Annotated in this window: 1 protein-coding gene; it reads left to right on the top strand. The window is 74.2% G+C overall.

Annotated elements, in window-relative coordinates; all coding sequences use genetic code 11:
- Nucleotides 1-7 precede the first annotated feature (7 nt).
- Nucleotides 8-19,954, top strand: coding sequence for a non-ribosomal peptide synthetase (locus CG740_RS20065; RefSeq protein ID WP_100576670.1), 19,947 nt, complete (start codon nucleotides 8-10; stop codon nucleotides 19,952-19,954).
- The last annotated feature ends 61 nt before the right edge of the window (nucleotides 19,955-20,015 follow it).

Raw genomic sequence — 20,015 nt, 5'->3', positions numbered from 1 at the left:
GACGAACATGACGTCTTCGAAGCCTTCCAGGCGAGACCGCGCCGAAGCCCTGCCCGACGATCTGCGCGAGGCCCTGCGCCGCCGGCTGGCCGGACGTGCCGCGGCGGGCTCCGCCGGCGGCGCGCCCGCCGGCATACCGCGCGCCGACCGCGACCGGCCGCTGCCCCTGTCGTTCGCACAGCAGCGCCTGTGGTTCCTGGACCGGCTGCACCCCGGTGACGCCCGCTACAACAGCGCGGTCGCCGTGCGTCTCACCGGCACCCTCGACCACCGGGCCCTCAAGCGTGCGCTCGCCGAGGTCGTGGCCCGGCACGAGGCACTGCGGACCACCTTCGAGGAGAGCGACGGCCGGGCGTCACAGCACGTGCACCCGGCGGCCCCGGTGCCCCTGCCGGTACGCGACGTGCCGGCGGAGGGCCTGGACGCGGCGCTGCTCGCGGAGTACTCGGCGCCCTTCGACCTGAGTTCCGGGCCCCTGCTGCGGGCCTTGCTGCTGCGCGAGAACGCTGCCTCGCACGTACTGCTGCTGACGGCCCATCACATCACCACCGACGGGTGGTCGATGGGCATCGTCCTGGGCGAACTGTGCACGGCCTACGAGGCCTTGGCGCGGGGCGACGAACCCGATCTGCCCGCGGTGGCGACCCAGTACCCGGACTTCGCGGTCTGGCAGCGCGAGCAGCTCACCGGCGCCCGGCTGGAACGCCAACTGGCCCACTGGAAGGAGCGGTTGACGGGGGCGGTCGTCCCCGAACTCCCGCTGGACCGGCCCCGGCGCGGCGAAGAGGCCGGGGCGGGTGCGGTGCACGCCTTCACCGTCCCCGCCGGGGTGGCCCGCACGCTCCGCGAACTCGCCGGGCAGCAGCACACCACGCTGTACACCGCGCTCGTCGCCGCCGCCCAGGCACTCCTGGCCCGCTGGTCGGGACAGGAGGAGAGCACGGTCGGGTCACTGACCCCGGGCCGTTCGCGCACCGATCTGGAGCGGGCCGTCGGCTTCTTCGTGAACACCGTCGTGCTGCGCACCGCGGTGGCACCCGGCGACTCCTTCCGGCAGCTCCTGACCCGTACCGCCGACACCGTCAACGAGGCCTTCGCGCACGGCGACACGCCCTTCGAGCGGATCGTCGAGAGGGTGGGCGCCCCCCGCGAGGCCGGCCGCAACCCGTTGTTCGACGTGATGGTCCTGCTGCACCCGGACCCGCCCGCGGCGACCGCCCCGCGCGACCTCGGGATCTCCCCGGTCGCCGTGCCGCGACAGTCCGCCACCTTCGACCTGAGCATCGAGTTCGTGCCGGACGGCGAGGCGCTCACCGGGCTGCTCGAATACCGCACCGACCTGATCGACCCGGACACCGCCCGCCGTATGACCGGCCAGCTGCTGCGCCTCCTGGAAGCGGCGACCGACACCCCCGACCGGCCCCTCGGCACCCTGCCGCTGCTGTCCGAGCCCGAAGTGCGACAGGTCACCCGCGCATGGAACGCCACCGCCCTGCCCGTCGGCGAAGCCCTGCATCCGCGGCTCTTCGAGGAGCGCGCGGCCCGCACGCCCGATGCCCTGGCCCTGGTGGCGGGCGACGAGCGCCTCGACTACGCAACTCTCAACACCCGCGCCAACCGGCTCGCCCACCACCTCATAGGCCTCGGCGCCGGCCCCGAACGGCTGGTCGCGCTCCGGCTGCCGCGCACCGCCGACATGATCACGGCGATCCTCGCCGTGTGGAAGTCCGGCGCCGGATACGTCCCGCTGGACCCTGCCCTGCCCGAAGAACGCGTCCGCTTCCTGCTGGACGACGTCCGCCCGGCCCTGGTCCTGGACGAGGCCGCGCTCACCGCGCTGCCCGACGGGCTTCCCGGCACCGACCCCACGGACGACGACCGCCGGACGCCGCTGGACCCGCTGAACACCGCCTACGTCATCCACACCTCCGGCTCCACCGGCCGCCCCAAGGGCGTCGCCGTACCGCACCGGGCCGTCGCCCATCTGCTCGCCGCGCACCGGGCCGGATTCGTCGCCGAGGCGGGGGGCGGCCCGCTGCGGGTGGCGCTCACCGCCTCCTTCTCCTTCGACACCTCGCTCGAAGGCGTGCTGCTGCTCGCCGACGGCCACCCGCTGCACCTGGTGGACGAGACGACGCGGATGGACCCGGCCGCCCTGATCGAGTACGTCGTCGCGCACCGCATCGACTTCCTCGACCTCACCCCCTCCTATCTGCGCCAGCTGCTGCCCGCCGGGCTCCTCAACGACCCGCGCCACCGCCCCAGGGTGCTCATGCTCGGCGGCGAGGCGATCGGCCCGGCGCTCTGGCGCGAACTCGGCGCCCACCCCGAGGTCGCCGCGTACAACTTCTACGGCCCCACCGAGTGCACGGTCGACGCACTGTCCTACCGCATCGACGGAACGGGCCGTCCGCTGGTCGGCCGCCCGCTGCCCAACACCCGCGCCTACGTCCTGGACGACCGCCTGCAACCCGTGCCGCCCGGCGTCGGCGGCGAGCTGTACCTCGCCGGCGAACAGGTGGCCCGCGGCTACCTCGGCCGCCCGGGCCTGACCGCCGCACGCTTCCTGCCCGACCCGTACGGGCCGCCCGCCACCCGCATGTACCGCACCGGCGACCTGGCCCGCTGGACCGCCGACGGCCGCCTGGACTACCTGGGACGCGCCGACGACCAGGTCAAGGTCCGCGGCCACCGCATCGAACCCGGCGAGATCGAGGCCGCCCTGACCGACCTGCCGGGCATCGCCGCCGCCGCAGTCGTCGCCGTGCCCGACCCGCACGGCCACCTGCGGCTCGCCGCCTACCCCGTACCCGCGCCCGGCCATGCGCGGCCCGAGCCCGCCGCGCTGCGGGCCGCGCTGCGCAGGGTCCTGCCCGACCACATGGTGCCGTCCTCGTTCACACCGCTGGACGCGCTGCCGCTCACCGTCAGCGGCAAACTGGACCGCCGCGCCCTGCCCGCCCCCGATCTCGAAGGCCCGGACACGGCAAGGGAGTTCGTCGCCCCGCGCACTCCGGACGAGGAGACCCTCGCCGCGATCTGGACCGAGATCCTCGGTGTGCGCCGCGTCGGGGTCACCGACAACTTCTTCGAGCTGGGCGGGGACTCGATCCTCAGCATCCAGGCCGTCTCCCGGGCCCGGGCCGCGGGGCTCGCCCTGTCCTCGCAGGACGTCTTCCGCCACCAGACCGTCGCCGAACTCGCGGCCGCCTGCGGTCGTGCGGTCGCGGTACCGGTGGCCCGCCGCCCGCAGGAGGGCGGGCCCGGCCCGCTGACCCCGGTCCAGGAGTGGTTCTTCGCCACCCACGGACCGCGGAGCCGCTTCGCCATGTCGATGCTCCTGGACCTGCCGCACGACGTCGACGCCGCGAAGCTCTCCCGCGCTCTGGACGCGGTCGTGGCACAGCACCCCTCCCTGCGCGCCCGGTTCGTCCAGGACGAGGGCTCCTGGCAGCAGCACCCCGGAACCGGCCCGGCCGCCGGCCTCCTCACCCGCCACGACGGCGCGGGCCTCGCCGAGGCCGCCGAGTCGGCCCGCGCGCAACTCGACCCCAGCACCGGCAGCATGCTGCGGGCCGTCCTGCTCCCCGCGGTCGAAGGCGCCCGTCCTCAACTGTTCCTGACGGTTCATCACCTGGTGATCGACGGCGTCTCCTGGCGCGTGCTGCTCGCCGACCTGGAGCAGGCCTACCGACGGACCGAGAACGGTCAGAGCCCACAACTGGAGCCCGAAAGGACCCCGTTCGCGTGGTGGGCCCGTCAACTGGCCGAGCGCGTACGCGCGGGCGCGCTCGACGACGATCTGCCGTACTGGAGCGCCGAGGCCGCCCGCCCGCGCACCCCGCTCCCCGTGGATCTGCCCGGCGCCCCGCTGGCCGGATCCGTGCGCACGGTCCGTGGCCGGCTCGACGAGGCCACCACCGACGCACTGCTGCGATGCGTCCCGGGTGTCTACCGCACGCAGGTCAACGACGTGCTGCTGAGCGCACTCGGCAGGGTCCTGGCTGACTGGACGGGCGCACCGCACGTCACCGTCGCCCTTGAGGGCCACGGCAGGGAGGAGTACCTGGTCGACGGGGCCGAACTGGCCCGCACCATCGGCTGGTTCACCAGCCAGTTCCCGGTCACCCTCACCCCGCAGGGCCCTGCGGGAGAGCCCGACTGGGCGGCGACCCTGAAGTCCGTCAAGGAGCGGCTGCGGGCCGTGCCGCGTCGGGGCCTGGGCTACGAGGCGCTCGGACGTCTCGGATCGCCGGTCCCGGAGGCCGGCGCGCTGGGTGAACTGCCGCTGCCCCAGGTGTGCTTCACCTACCACGGCCAGTGGGAGTCCGGCACCGGCGGCGACTTCGCGCCCGCCGCCGACGTGCCCCCCGGCGACATGGACCCGGCGGAACCGCTGGACCACCTCCTCGACGTGTCGGCCGTCGTGCGGGACGGCGCGCTGGAGATCACCTGGCACTACAGCGACCAGGTGCACCACGAGCCCACCGTCCGTGCGCTCGCGGACGGGATGCTGCGGGCCCTCACCGAGGTGACCGAGCACTGCGCCCGCCCCGACGCGGGCGGCCGCACCCCCTCCGACTTCCCACTGGCCCGGCTCGACCAGGCAGCGGTGGACCGTCTCGTCGGGGACGGCAGGTCCGTGGCGGACCTGCTGCCGCTCACCCCGCTCCAGGAGGGCATGCTCTTCCACCGGCTGGTCGGCGGTACGGACGACGTCTACCTCGACCAGGCCGCCCTGCTCCTGGAAGGAGTGGCCGACACCGAGGCGTTCGCGGCCGCCTGGCAGCGTGTCACCGACCGCACCCCGGCGCTGCGCACCTCGGTCGTGTGGGAGGGCCTTCCCGTTCCGCTCCAGCGCGTGCACCATCACGTGCAGGTGCCGGTCGAGACGCTGGACTGGCGCGCGCTGGACGCGGGGGAGCGGGCCGCCCGTCTGGAGCGGCTGCGTGCCGAGGACCTGGCGCGCGGCCTCGACCTGGGCTCCGCACCTCTGATGCGGCTCACCCTGGTCCGGCTGCCCGACGCCCGGCTGCACCTGCTGTGGACCTCCCACCACCTGATCCTGGACGGCTGGAGCCTGGCCCAGGTGCTCACCGACGTGTTCGCCGAGTACGCGGCCCTCACCACCGGCATCGAACACGCACCGGCTGTACGACGGCCGTTCGGGGACTATGTGCGCTGGTTCTGCGACCAGGACGGCGAGGCCGTCCGCAGGCACTGGCGGGAGGTCCTCGACGGTTTCGCCACCCCGACCCCGCTGCCCGTCGACCGCGCCCGCCCGGCAGGTCACGAGTCGCGCTCGGCGGCCGTGCACACCGCCGCGCTGTCCGACCAGACCTCAGCCCTCCTGGCCCGCACCGCCCGCACCGCCGGACTCACCCTCGGCACCGTGGTGCAGGGCGCCTGGGCACTGCTGCTGTCCCGCTACGCGGCCGAGCCGGACGTCGTGTTCGGCACCACCGTCTCCGGCCGCCCCGACGAACTGCCCGGCGCCGAGGACATGGTCGGCATGTTCATCAACACCCTGCCCACGCGCGTCCGTGTGGCCGGCCGGGGCTCGGCCGTCTCCTGGCTGCGCGACCTCCAGGAGGCGCAGGCCGAGGCACGGCGCTTCGCCGCGGTGTCCCTCGCGGAACTGACCGCCCTGAGCGACGTGCCGTCCGGCAGCCCCCTGTTCGACAGCATGGTGGCCTTCGAGAACTACCCGTTCGACGACACGAGTTCGGCCGGCTCCGGCGTGCGGATCACCGACGTCTCCTCGCGCGACGCCACCAACTACCCGCTGGTGCTCCGCGCCTACCACGGTGAACGCTTCGGCTTCGACCTCGCCTACGACCCGGAACTGTTCGACGCGGCCACCGCGGCGGACCTCGCCGGCCGGCTGTGCCTGCTGCTCACCGAACTGGCCGAGGACCCCGAACGACCCCTCACCGCCCTCGCCCGGACCACCCCCGAGGAGCGGCAGCGTCTCCTCACGGCGGGCGGCGGTACCGAGGAGGGCAGGCCCGCCGAGACGCTGGTCGACCTCTTCGAGGCACAGGCCGCCCGCACCCCGCACGCCGAAGCCCTCACCCACGGCACCGAACGGCTCGACTACGCCGAACTGGACGCGCGCGCGGGCCGCCTCGCCCACCGCCTCGTCGAACTCGGCGCCCGCCCCGAGCAGTACGTCGCCCTCGCCCTGCCGCGCTGCGCCGACCTGGTCGTCGCCGTCCTGGCCGTCCTCAAGACGGGCGCCGCCTACCTGCCCATCGACCCCGCGCTGCCCGCCGAACGCGTCACCGGCATCCTGGACGACGCGGCCCCGGTGGCCCTCGTGACCACTGCGGCCGCGACCGGCTTCGGCGCGGTTCCCGTACTGCGCCTGGACGATCCCGAGGTGCGTGCCGACCTCGCCGGACGGCCCGCCGCCCCGGCGGACCGGGCGTGCCGCCCGCTGCCCGACAGCCCGGCCTACGCCATCTACACCTCCGGCTCCACCGGCCGCCCCAAGGGCGTGGTGATCCCGCACGCCAACGTGGTCCGCCTGTTCAGCCGTACCCACCACTGGTTCCGGTTCGACTCCACCGACGTGTGGACGCTGTTCCACTCCTACGCCTTCGACTTCTCCGTCTGGGAGCTGTGGGGTCCGCTGCTGCACGGCGGCCGGCTCGTCGTGGTCCCCGACGACACCGCCCGCTCCCCGCAGGACTTCCTGCGGCTGCTCGCGGACGAGCAGGTCACCGTCCTCAACCAGACGCCGTCCGCCTTCTACCCACTGATCCGCGCCGACGCGGAACACCCCGAGCACAGCACCCGGCTGGTGCTGCGCACGGTCGTCTTCGGCGGTGAGGCGCTCGACGTGTCCCGGCTGGCCGACTGGTACGAGCGCCATCCGGACAGCGCGCCGCGCCTGGTGAACATGTACGGCATCACCGAGACCACCGTGCACGTCACCTACGCACCCCTGGACCGGGCGACGGCGGCCGCCGGCCCGGCGAGCCCCATCGGCACCGGGATACCCGACCTGCGGACCTACGTTCTCGACGAGACGCTGAGTCCGGCGCCGCCCGGAGCGATCGGCGAACTGTACGTCGCGGGGGAGGGTTTGGCCCGCGGCTATCTCAACCGGCCCGGTCTGACCGCGACCCGCTTCCCGGCCGACCCGTTCGGCAGGCCCGGCACCCGCATGTACCGCACCGGCGACCGCGCCCGGCGGCGGGCCGACGGCACCCTGGAGTACCTGGGCCGCGCCGACCAGCAGGTGAAGATCCGCGGCTACCGCATCGAACCCGGCGAGATCGAGGCGGCGCTGCACCGCCACCCGGGTGTCGCCAACGCCGCCGTCGGTGTCTACGAGGACGCCACCGGGACGCGGCGCCTGGTGGCTCATGTGGTCGGCGCCGAGGACATCCCGCCGTCCGCCGCCGAACTCCGTTCCCAGCTGGCCAAGTTGCTGCCCGCACACATGGTGCCCGCCGCCTACGTGCCCATGGCCGCCCTGCCCCTGACCTCCAACGGCAAGCTCGACCGGCGCGCTCTTCCCGCGCCCGGACCCGAGGGTTTCGCGACCGGCGGCGAGCGCAGGGAGCCGGGCACACCGGCCGAGCGGCTCGTGGCCGAAGCCTGGAAGCAGGTCCTGGACACCGACGAAGTCGGCGCCGACGACGATTTCTTCGCCCTCGGCGGTGACTCGATCCTCGCCGTCCGGGTCGTCTCCGTGCTGCGCGCCGCGTACGGCACGGACGTCTCGCCCCGGCTGCTGTTCACCCACCCGACGCTCGCCGCCCTTGCGACCGCCCTCGGCGACCCGGCCGACGGAACCGGTACCCCGGCCGACCTCATCCCGGCCGCCGCCCCGGGCGCTCCCGTACCGCTCTCGCACGCCCAGCAGCGGCTCTGGTTCCTCGACCGCTTCGAGCCGGGCAACACCGAACACACCATCCTGTCCGTGCTGCGGCTCACCGGCCCGCTCGACCGCGCCGCAATGAGCACGGCCCTCGACGGACTGGTCGCGCGGCACGAGTCCCTGCGCACCACCTTCGCCGAACACGACGGCCAGGCGCGGCAGATCATCCAGCCGGCCGCCCCCGTGGACCTGCGCACGCAGGACTGCGCGGACCGGGCCGCACTCGACGCCCTCGTGGAGAGCGAGGCCGCCCGGCCGTTCGACCTCGCCACCGGGCCACTCCTTCGGGCCCGCCTGGCCCGTCTCACCGGCGGGGACACCGAGGAGCACGTCCTCGTCCTCGCCGTGCACCACATCGTCACCGACGGCTGGTCCATGGGCATTCTCGGCCGGGACCTCGGCGAGCTGTACGCGGCCGCCCTCGACCGGCGCCGGCCCGAACTGCCCACCCCTGCCGTGCGGTACACCGACCACGCCGCCTGGCAGCGTGCGCACACCGAGCAGGCCGAGGCCGACCTCGACCACTGGCGCCGGGCCCTGGACGGTGTGACACCGCTGGAGCTGCCCACCGACCGGCCCCGCCCCGCCGTCCGTACCCGGGACGGCGCGCTGGTCACCTTCACCCTGCCCGCCGCGCTCACCGACCGGTTGCGCGCCCGGGGCCGGGAGGCCGACGCCACCCTCTTCATGACGCTGCTGACGGCCTGTCAGATACTGCTCGCCCGCTGGGCCGACCAGCAGGACATCACCGTCGGCACGGTCACCGCCGGCCGCGAACGCCCCGAACTGCACGACGTGGTCGGTATGTTCGTCAACACGCTGGTGCTGCGCACCCGGGTCCGTCCCGAGCAGTCGTTCCGCGACCTGCTGGCCGAGGTGCGCGGCACCGTCCTCGAAGCCGTCTCGCACCAGGACGTGCCCTTCGAGCGCGTGGTGGACGCGATTCAGCCCGAGCGCGACACCAGCCGCACCCCGCTGTTCCAGGTCATGGTCGCGCTGCACAACCTCGGTGCCGAAGCCCCCACACTGCCCGGGCTCGCCGTGGAGCCGGTCGCCCCGCCGGTCCGGCACGCCACCTTCGACCTGGCCTTCGACTTCGTCGAAACCGACGGAGTCGTCACCGGCCATCTCGAATACAGCACCGGCCTGTTCGACCCGGTCACCGCGGAAGTCCTGGCCGATCGGCTGCGCATTCTGCTGGAGGCTGCCGCCGACGACCCGGGCCGCACCGTCGGCGCCCTGCCCCTCATGACCGACAGCGGGCGACAGCGCATGCTGGAGCTCGGCCGAGGCGTGCCGCTGCCCGTGCCCGACACGACCTTCCCCGCCCTGTTCGAAGCGCAGGCCGCCCGTGCCCCGCACCTCACCGCGCTGGTCGCGCCCGACACCACCCTCGACTTCGCCACCCTCAACCAGCGCGCCAACCGGCTCGCCCACCACCTCATCCGCCAGGGCGCGGGCCCCGAGACCGTGGTCGCCGTCCGCCTCCCGCGCACCTCGGGGCTGCTGGTCGCCCTGCTCGCGGTCGCCAAGGCGGGCGCCGCGCTGCTCTTCCTCGACCCGCGCCTGCCCGACGAACGCGTCCGCGTCCTCCGGGACGACGCCCGCCCGCACACCCTGCTCACCGAGAAGACCCTGCAGGCCGCGGACGCGGCCGACCTGCCCGACCACAACCCCACCGACGCCGACCGCGTCCACCCGCTGCGCCCCGAGAACACGGCGTACATCGTCTACACCTCCGGTTCCACCGGCCGCCCCAAGGGCGTCGCCGTCGAACACCGCCACCTGGTCAACCTGTGCCACGACCACCGCGCGAACCTCGTCCTGCCGCACTCGGGGACAAACACCCGGCTGCGAGCCGCCCTCAGCGCCTCCTTCGCCTTCGACACCTCCTGGGAAGGACCACTGCTGCTCGCCCTCGGCCAGCAGGTCCACCTCATCGACGACGACACCCGCCTCGACCCCGAGGCGTTCTGCGCCCAGGTCGACGCCGACCGCCTCGACCTGGTCAACGTCACCCCCACCTTCCTGCGTGAACTCCTGGCCGCCGGACTGCTCGCCCCCGGCCGCCACCACCCGAAACTGCTGCTCGTCGGCGGCGAGGCGGTCTCCGCCGCCACCTGGCGGGACCTGGTCGCGGCCCACGGCGAAGCCGGCGTCACCGCGTTCAACATGTACGGCCCCACCGAGTGCACCGTCGACTCCGTCTACGGACCCGTCACCGACCGCCCGGAACGGCCCGTCATCGGCCGCCCCGGCGGAGGGCTGCGCGCCTACGTCCTGGACGGGACGCTGCGCCCGGTGCCCGTCGGCACGCCCGGCGAGCTGTACCTCGCCGGCGCCCAGGTGGCCCGCGGCTATCTGAACCGGCCCGGCCAGACCGCGAGCCGCTTCCTGGCCGACCCGTTCGGGGCGCCGGGGGAGCGGATGTACCGCACGGGCGACCGCGCCCGCTGGGACGCGGCCGGGCTCCTTGAGTTCCTCGGGCGCGCCGACGAACAGCTCAAGATCCGGGGCTTCCGCATCGAGCCCGGCGAGATCGAGGCGGCGCTGCTGGCACTGCCGGAGGTCACCGACGCCGCCGTCACCGCCCGCGAGCACGCCGGACGCCCGATGCTGGTCGCCTACGTCGTGACCGGGGACGGGCAGCAGCCGTCGGCCGACGAACTGCGGATGCGGCTGCGCGGCACGCTGCCCGACCACATGGTGCCCGCCGCGTTCGTCCCGCTCGACCGCGTGCCCCGCACCACCGGCGGCAAGACCGACCGCCGCGCCCTGCCGGACCCGCCCGTCCAGCCCGACAGCGACGATCCGTACGTCGCACCGCGGCCCGGCACCGAGGAGCGGCTGGCCGCCATCTGGGCCGAGGTACTGGGCGTCCCGCGGGTGGGGGCCCGGGACAACTTCTTCGCGCTCGGCGGCGACTCCATCCTCAGCATCCAGATCGTCTCGCGCGCCCGCCGCGCCGGACTCGCCCTCAGCACCAAGGACGTCTTCCGGCACCAGACCGTCGCCGAACTCGCCCTGCGCGCAGGCAAGTTGGCTCCGACGACAGACACCACCAGCCCCACCGGCCCCGCCCCGCTCACCCCGATCCAGCACTGGTACCTGGACGGTCTGCGCCCCGGCGATCCCCTGCGGTTCACCATGACCCAGCGCTTCGAGCTGGCGCCGGGCACGGACGGCGAGGCGCTCAGCCGGGCCACCCAGGCCGTCGTCGCCCGGCACGGCGCCCTGCGCACCCGGTTCACGCACACCGCGTCCGGCTGGCACCAGGAGGCGCTGCCCGCCGCGCCCGGTTCCGTGTTCAGCCGGCACGATCTCGCCGGACTCGACGACACCGCGGTCGAGGCGGAGGCGCACCGCCTCACCGACCGCGCGCAGGCGGGACTCGACCCCGTCGAGGGCCGGGTGGCGCGCTTCCTCTTCCTGGACCGCGGCCCCGACCTGGCGGGCCAGCTCGTGATCACCGTCCACCACCTGGCCGTCGACGGCGTCTCCTGGCGCATCCTGCCGGCCGACCTCGCCACCGCCTACCAGCAGGCCGCGGCCGGACGCCCCGTGGACCTCGCGTCCGCCGGCACCGCCTACGGCCACTGGGCGGCCCGGCTGGCCGAACACACCCGCACCGGAGCGTTCACCGCCGACCTGGAGCACTGGCGGCAGGCGGCCGAAGCACCGGCCGAACTGCCCGCGGGCCGACCGGGCCCCAACACGTACGGCACCTCGGCCACCGTCACCGTCACACTGGACGCGGACACCACCGACGCCCTGCTGCGCAAGGTCCCCGAGACCTACCGCACCCAGGTCAACGACATCCTGCTCAGCGCACTCGGCCACACGCTCGCGCAGTGGTGCGGGCGGGACACGGTCCTGATCGGCGTGGAGGGCCACGGCCGCGAGGACCTCTTCGCCGACGTCGACCTGTCGCGCACGGTCGGCTGGTTCACCGCGGAGTTCCCGCTCGCGCTGCGGGTCGATCCCGGTGCCGGATGGCACGACACGCTCCGCTCGGTGAAGGAACAGCTCCGAGCCGTCCCGCTGCACGGCCTGAGCCATGGCGCGCTGCGCCACCTGCTGCCGGACAGCCCGCTCGCCGGGGCTCCCGCGCCGCAGGTCGGCTTCAACTACCACGGCCAGTGGGACGCGGGCAGCGGCACCGGCGACGCCCTCCTGCTTGGCGCCCTGGCGCCGACCGGCCGCGACACCGACCCGGATGCTCCGCGCCCGTACGTCCTCGACATCACCGGCATCGTCCAGGAGGGACGGCTCGAACTGGGCTGGAACTACCCGGCGGCCGTCCACGACGAAGCCACCGTCCGTGCCCTGGCCGAGCGGATGGCCGCCGCGCTCCGGGACATCGTGGCGCACTGCGCGAGCCCCGACGCAGGCGGTCGCACCCCCTCCGACTTCCCGCTCGCCGGGCTGTCGCAGGAGGCACTGGACCGGCTCGTCGGCGACGGCCGGCACATCGAGGACGTCCTGCCGCTCACCCCGCTCCAGGCGGGAATGCTGTTCCACGGCCTGGTGGACACCGATGGCGCCTACTTCGACCGGATCGCGGTCCGCCTGTCCGGAGTGGGGGACCCGCAGGCGTTCGCCGCGGCCTGGCAGTTCGTCGCCGACCGCACCCCGGCGCTGCGCACCAGCGTGCACTGGCGCGGCCTGCCGCAGCCGGTCCAGGTCGTGCACCGGCGGGCCGAACTGCCCGTACGCCACCTCGACTGGCGCGCGCTCGGCACAGCCGAACGTGCCGAGCACACCGAGCAGTTGCTCGAAGAGGACCGCGCCGCGGGCATGGACCTGAACGCCGCGCCGCTCACCCGGCTCACCGTCGCCGCGCTCCCCGACGACGAGGTGCTGCTGCTGTGGTCCACCCACCACATCGCCCTGGACGGCTGGAGCACCGGCCAGCTCCTCACCGAGGTGTGCGAGCGCTACGCCGCGCTCACCGGCGGTCCCGACGCGGAACTCCCGGTGCGGCGCCCCTTCGCGGACTTCCTGCACTGGCTCGCCGAACAGGACCGGCCGGCCGCCGAGCGCCACTGGAGCGACACCCTCGCCGGGTTCACCACCCGCACCCCGCTCCCGTACGACCGCACCCCGGACGAGGCGCACCGGGCCCGCGCCACCGCCCTGGTCCGGCACGAACTGGACGAACACGTCACCGCGCGGCTGGGCGCGGGAGCCGCCCGCGCCGGACTGACCGTCAACACCCTGGTCCAGGGCGCCTGGGCGCTGCTCCTGGCCCGCTGCGGCGGCCGCGACGACGTGGTGTTCGGCACCACCGTCTCGGGACGCCCGGCCGAACTGCCCGGTGTGGAGGGCATGATCGGCATGTTCATCAACACCGTGCCCACCCGGGTCCGGCTGTCCAGTGGGGCGGTCCTGCCCTGGCTGCGCGACCTTCAGGAGGCGCAGACCGAGGCCCGCCGCTTCGACTTCCTGGCCCTGCCCCGCATCCAGTCGGGCAGCGAAGTGCCGTCCGGCGAAGCCCTGTTCGACAGCATGGTCGTCTTCGAGAACTACCCCGTCGACGAGGCGGCCACGGCCCGCACCGGTGTCCAGGTGGCCGAGGTGAGGGCCGATGACGCGCCCACCTTCCCGTGGTGCCTGCGGGCCCACCTCTCCGAGCGGCTCGGTTTCGACCTGGCCTACGACCCCGCCCTCTTCGACCCGGAGACCGTCGAGCGGGCCGTGGAGCGCCTCACGGTCCTGCTCACCGCCCTCGCCGAGGGCCTGGACGGCGACCTCGCGGACCTGGACGCGCTCACCCCCGACGACCGGAGGCTGCTGGCCTCCTGGAACACCCCGGCGCGCGTGACGCGACCGCGCAGCCCCGTCGACCTGTTCGCCGAGCAGGCCGGGCGAACCCCGGAAGCCGTCGCCGTACAGGACGGCGAGCATGAGCTGACATATCGTCAACTTGCTCGATATGCAGCACAGTTGGCGGCACGCCTGCTGACCGACGGTCTCGCTCCCGAAGGTCGGGTCGCGCTGCTGATGGACCGGTCCGCCGATCTGGTCGTCGCTCAGCTCGCGGTCCTCGCGGCCGGCGGAACCTATGTACCGGTCGACTCCCGCGCTCCCGAGGAGCGCCGCCGGGTCCTGCTCGACGCGGCCGGCGTCACGGCCAAGCTCACCGCCGCCGATGTCGCCGCCGCCCGCACGGGCGACGACGGGGCGTCGCTGCCGTCCGGCGATCCCGACCGACTGGCGTACATCATGTTCACCTCCGGCTCGACCGGCCGGCCCAAGCCGGTGGCGGTGCGCCACCGGGACGTGGCGGCGCTGGCCACCGACAGCCGGTTCGCCGACGGCATCAGTGACCGGGTGCTGCTGCACTCCCCGGTGGCGTTCGACGCGGCCACCTTCGAGGTGTGGGCGCCGCTGCTGAACGGCGGCCGTGTGGTCGTCGCCCCCGAGGGCACCGTCGACGGCGCCCTGATCCGGCGCCTCGCCGGCGCGGGGGAGCTGACGGCACTGTGGCTGACGGCCGGGCTCTTCCGCCTCCTCGCCCAGGACGCGCCGGACTGCTTCGCCGGCCTGCGGCAGGTGTGGACCGGCGGTGACGTGGTGCCCGCCGCCGCCCTGCGTCGCGTCCTCACCGCCTGCCCCGGGCTGAGCGTCGTCGACGGCTACGGCCCCACCGAGGCCACGACCTTCGCGACGTCCCACGCGCTGGCCGACGCGTCCGACGTGCCGGACACCGTCCCGATCGGCCGCCCCCTGGACGACATGCGCGTCCACGTCCTCGACGGACGGCTGCGACCCGTCCCGCCGGGCAGTGCCGGTGAGCTGTATCTCGCCGGCGAGGGCGTGGCCCGCGGATACCTCGGGCGCCCCGGCGACACCGCGGCCCGCTTCCTCGCCGACCCCCAGGGCCCCGCCGGCGCCCGCATGTACCGCACCGGTGACCTGGCGCGCCGCCGCCCGGACGGCACGGTGGAGTTCCTGGGACGCGCGGACGACCAGGTCAAGATCCGCGGCTTCCGGGTGGAGCCGGGCGAGGTCGAGGCCGTCCTCGCCGGACACCCCGAGGTGGCGGACGTGGCGGTGCTCGCCGGTACGGGCCGGTCCGGCGCCAAACGGCTGATCGCCTACGTCGTGGGCCCGGCCGGCCGGAATCCGGCGGACCTGCGGGACTTCGCCGGCCGTACCCTGCCCGACTATCTGGTGCCCACCGACATCGTCCCGCTGGACGCGCTGCCCCTGAGCGCCAACGGAAAGGTCGACCGCGCCGCCCTGCCCGCACCCGGGGCCGCCCCGCGCGCGGAGCGCACCGAGCCCCGCACCGAGGCCGAGCGCCGCGCGGCCGAGGTCTTCGGCCACGTACTCGGGATGGAACCGCCCGGTGTCGACGACGACTTCTTCGCCCTGGGCGGCGACTCCATCCTCAGCATCCGGCTCGCCGCCCGCCTCTCCGAGGCCTTCGCGACCGATCTCACCCCCCGGGACGTCTTCACCCGCCCCACCCCGGCCGCACTCGCCACGCTCCTCACCGAGGAGTCCCATGACGCCCGCCCGGCCATCACCCCGGCCGCCCGCGACGCGGCGCTCCCGATGTCGTACGCCCAGCAACGCCTCTGGTTCCTGGAGGAGTTCGCGCCCGGCGGCAGCGAGTACGTGACCGCGCTCGCCCTGCGCCTGCGCGGCCACCTCGACACCGGAGCGCTCGCAGCCGCCGTCGGCTCTCTCGTCGCCCGCCACGAGTCGCTGCGCACCACCTTCGACAGCGCGGACGGCCACGGCGTGCAGATCGTCCACCCGCCGCACTCGGTGCCGCTGCCGCTGCACGACCTGTCCGCGCTGCCCGCGGCGGAACGGGATCCGGCCCTGCGCGCACTGCTCACGAAGGAACGCGAGCGCCCCTTCGACCTGCGCCAAGGGCCGCTCCTTCGCACCAGTCTGGTCCGGCTCGCCGATGACGACCACGCCCTGGCCCTCGGCATGCACCACATCGTCACCGACGGCTGGTCCACCTCGGTCCTCCTCGGTGACCTGGCCCACTCCTACCGCGCGCAACTCGGCCACCACGAAGCCCCGTTGACACCGCTGCCGATCCAGTACGTCGATTACGCGGCCTGGCAACGCACTGCGGGAGCCGCCGAAGCCGACGGCCAACTCGCCTACTGGACCGACCACTTGGCCGACACGGCAGCACTGGACCTGCCCACCGACCGGCCCCGCCCCGCCGTCCGCACCAGCAACGGCGCCACCACCCGCCTCGTCGTGCCCGCCGACACGACCGCACGGCTGACCCGGGTCGCCAGGGAGAACGGCACCACCCTGTTCACCACCCTGGTGGCCGCCGCACAGGCCTACTTGGCGCGGCTCTCCGGACAGCGCGACATCGCCGTCGGCACCGTGACCTCCGGACGCGACCGCGCCGAGACCGAGCACGTCGTCGGGTTCTTCGTCAACACCCTCGTCCTCCGCTCCCAGGTCGACACCGGGCGACCGTTCACCGACTTCCTCGGCACCGTCCGCCAGACGGTCCTCGACGCCTTCGCGCACCAGGACGTCCCCTTCGAGCGCATCGTGGACGCGGTTCAACCGGTCCGGGACACCAGCCGCACACCGCTCTTCCAGGTCATGGTCGTCCTGCAGAACACCCCCGCCGCCGACCTCGACCTCCCGGGCCTCCGCGTCAGCGACGTCGAGACCGACACCCATCAGGCCGCCTTCGACCTCACCCTCGAATTCGCCGAGGCACCGGACGGAGCACTGCACGGCCTGCTCTCCTACAACACCGACCTGTTCGACGCGGCCACCGCGGACCGCCTGGCCGCACACCTCGGAATCCTCCTCGACGCGGTCGCCACCGACCCCGCCCGTCCGCTCGGCGCCCTGCCGCTGACCTCGGGACAGCAGGAGCGCGAGCTCCTCGCCCTGGGCCGGGGCGGCGCCGCCGTACCGGAGTCGTCGCTGCCCGACCTGTTCCAGCGGCAGGCGACCCGCACGCCCGCCGCGACCGCGCTCTGCGACGGCGATCGGGAGCTGACCTACGAGGAACTCGACCGGGCCGCCAACCGGTTCGCGCACCGCCTGATCCACGACGGCGTCGGACCGGAGCGAGTGGTCGCCCTCGCCCTGCCCCGCTCGACCGCCATGGTGGTGGCCCAGCTCGCCGTCGCCAAGGCCGGCGGTGCCTTCCTGCCCGTCGATCCCGACTACCCGGCGGCCCGCCGGGAGTTCATGATCCGCGACGCGGGCGCCCACCACGTCGTGACGGATCCCGCGGAGGTCCTGACGGCGGACGGACCGGACACCGCGCCCACCGACGCCGACCGCACCGACCCGCTGCGGCCCGGACACCCCGCCTACGTCATCTACACCTCGGGATCCACCGGCACGCCCAAGGGTGTCGTGGTGACCCACCGGGGACTCGCGTCCTTCGCCGCCGCGGCGGCCGAGCGCTACGCGGCCGGCCCCGGTGACCGGGTGCTCCAGTTCGCCTCCCCGAGCTTCGACGCCTCCGTCCTTGAGCTGTGCACCTCGCTGCTCAGCGGCGCCACCCTGGTCACCGGGGAGGAAGGCCCGCTGGTCGGCGACCGGCTGGCAGAGGTGCTGGCCGTCCGACGCATCAGCCACACCCTCATCCCCCCGGCCGCCCTCGCCACCGTCCCCGAGGAGAAGGCCGCCGAACTCTCCGCCCTGCGGACCCTGATCGTCGGCGCCGAGGCATGCCCCGCCCACCTGGTCACCACCTGGGCCCCCGGCCGCCGCATGATCAACTCCTATGGGCCGACCGAAGCCACCGTCGTCGCCAGCTGGACCGGCCCGCTCGCCCCCGACGCCGGCACCCCGTCCATCGGCCGCCCCTCGGGCAGCACCTGCCTGTACGTCCTCGACACCGCTCTTCGGCCCGTCCCGCCCGGTGTCACGGGCGAGCTGTACGTGGCGGGCCCAGGCCTGGCCCGCGGTTACCTCGGCCGTGCCGGCCTGACCGCCCAGCGGTTCCTCCCGGACCCGTTCGGGCTGCCGGGGGAGCGGATGTACCGCACCGGGGACCTGGCCCGCTGGGGCGCGGACGGCGAACTCGTCTACGCGGGACGCGTAGACGACCAGGTCAAGCTGCGCGGCTTCCGCATCGAACCGGGAGAGATAGAGAGCGCGCTGCGCCGAAGCCCCCTGGTCCGGGACGCCGTGGTCGTCGTCCGCACCGACGCGTCCCGCCCCGCGACCGACGACGGGCAGCCCGCGCCGACCTCGGGCCCGGCCCGGCTCGTCGCCTACGTCGTGCCGGCCCGGCCGGCGGCCGACCAGGCCGGCGGCCCCGCCCCGCTCCCCGTCGACGACCTGCGCGAGCACCTCGGCGAAACGCTGCCGCCGCACATGGTGCCCTCGCTCTTCGTGCCGCTGGAGCGCCTGCCGCTCACGCCGAACGGCAAGCTCGACCGGCGGGCCCTGCCCGTCCCCGGACCGGCCCTGAGCACCGGCAGGCCCTACCGCGCGCCGCGCACCGACACCGAGCGGCGCATCGCCCGCATCTGGTCCGATGTCCTCGGCGTCACCGACATCGGCATCGACGACAACTTCTTCGCCCTCGGCGGCGACTCCATCCTGAGCATGCAGGTCGTCTCCCGGCTGCGCCGCGACGGCCTCCATCTGGTGACCCGGGACCTGTTCACACACCAGACCCTCGGTTCGCTGGCCTCGGTCGTCCGCACCGCCCCCCAGCAGACCGCCCAGGGCCCGGCGACCGGTGAGGTGCCGCTCACCCCGATCCAGGACTGGTTCCTCACCACACCCCGCGCCGCCCACCACCACTTCAACCAATCGGCGCTGCTCGAACTCGACGGGACCCCGGACCCGAACGCCCTCAACGCCGCGCTCCTCGCCCTCCTCGAACACCACGACGCGCTGCGCATGCGCTTCACGCGGGACGCCGACGGCTGGCACCAGTTCAACCCGCCGCCCGCCGCCGCCCGTCCGGACGAGCCCGACTTCCTCCTCCAGTACGACCTGTCCGGACTGTCCCCGGAAGACGCGGACGCGGTCATGGAGAAGACCGCCGACGAACTGCACGCCGGCTTCGACCTCGCCCACGGCCCGCACCTGCGAGCGGCACTGTTCACCGGCGGCCCCGGCCGCCCCGCCCACCTGCTCCTCATCGCCCACCACCTGGTCGTGGACGCCGTCTCCTGGCGCATCCTCGGCGACGACCTGGAAACGGCCTACCAGCAGGCGGTTCGGGGCGCCCCCGTCGACCTGGGGGAGCGCAGCACCAGCTTCCGGGACTGGGCCCGCCAGATCGCCGCACACGTCCGCGCGGGCGGGCTCGACGCCGAGCTGCCCCACTGGCGCGACATCGTGGAGGCGGCAACAGCGCCCGACCACGGGCCCGACTCCGTCCACACCGCGCCGGCTGCCGTGATCGGCATCGAACTCGACGAGGAGGACACCGAAACCCTGCTGCGTGCCGCGCCCACGGCCTACCGCACCCGCATCAACGACGTGCTGCTCGCAGCCCTGGCCCTCGCCCTGGCCCGCTGGGCCGGTCAGGAACGGGTCCGTCTCGACCTGGAGGGCCACGGCCGCGAGGACCTGATCGACGGGGTCGACCTGACCCGCACCGTCGGCTGGTTCACCAGCGTCCACCCCATCGCCCTCCAGGTCGACGACCCGGGCCGACTCGGGCCCGATCGCGACTGGCGGGCCCTGGTGAAGTCGGTACGACGTCAGCTGCGGGCCGTACCCGGCAAGGGCGTCGGCTTCGGAGCGCTGCGCACGTACGGCACTCCGGAACAGCGCGAACAGCTGGGCGCGGGCGCGCACAGCCAGCTGGTGTTCAACTACCTGGGCCAGTGGGACGCACGCCCCGAAGCCACCGGGAACGGCCTCGTCCGCGTGCAGCACGGCCCCCTCGGCCAGGACCACGACCCCCGTGACGGCGGCTCGCACGCACTGGAGATCGTCGGTTCCGTCGAGCACGGCCGTCTCGCCTTCACCTGGCACCACCGCCCGGACCTGCACGACACGGCGACAGTGAGCCGCGTGGCCGAGGAATTCGCCGAGGCCCTGCGTCACATCGCCCGTCATGCCAGAGGCGGCCAGTGACCGAACCTCTTCGGCGCCGAGGGCCCCAACGGCGGCCCCGGGACCGCAGCCCCCGGCACCC

Origin of the sequence: Streptomyces sp. CB01201, from assembly GCF_002803085.1 — a bacterium.
In the GTDB taxonomy this organism is placed as follows: Bacteria; Actinomycetota; Actinomycetes; order Streptomycetales; family Streptomycetaceae; genus Streptomyces; species Streptomyces hundungensis.
This window is presented reverse-complemented; position numbering and strand designations above follow the sequence as displayed.

Coding starts and splice junctions, on each gene's coding strand:
- CG740_RS20065 (WP_100576670.1), top strand. CDS start 8: ATGACGTCTTCGAAGCCTTCCAGGCGAGACCGCGCCGAAGCCCTGCCC.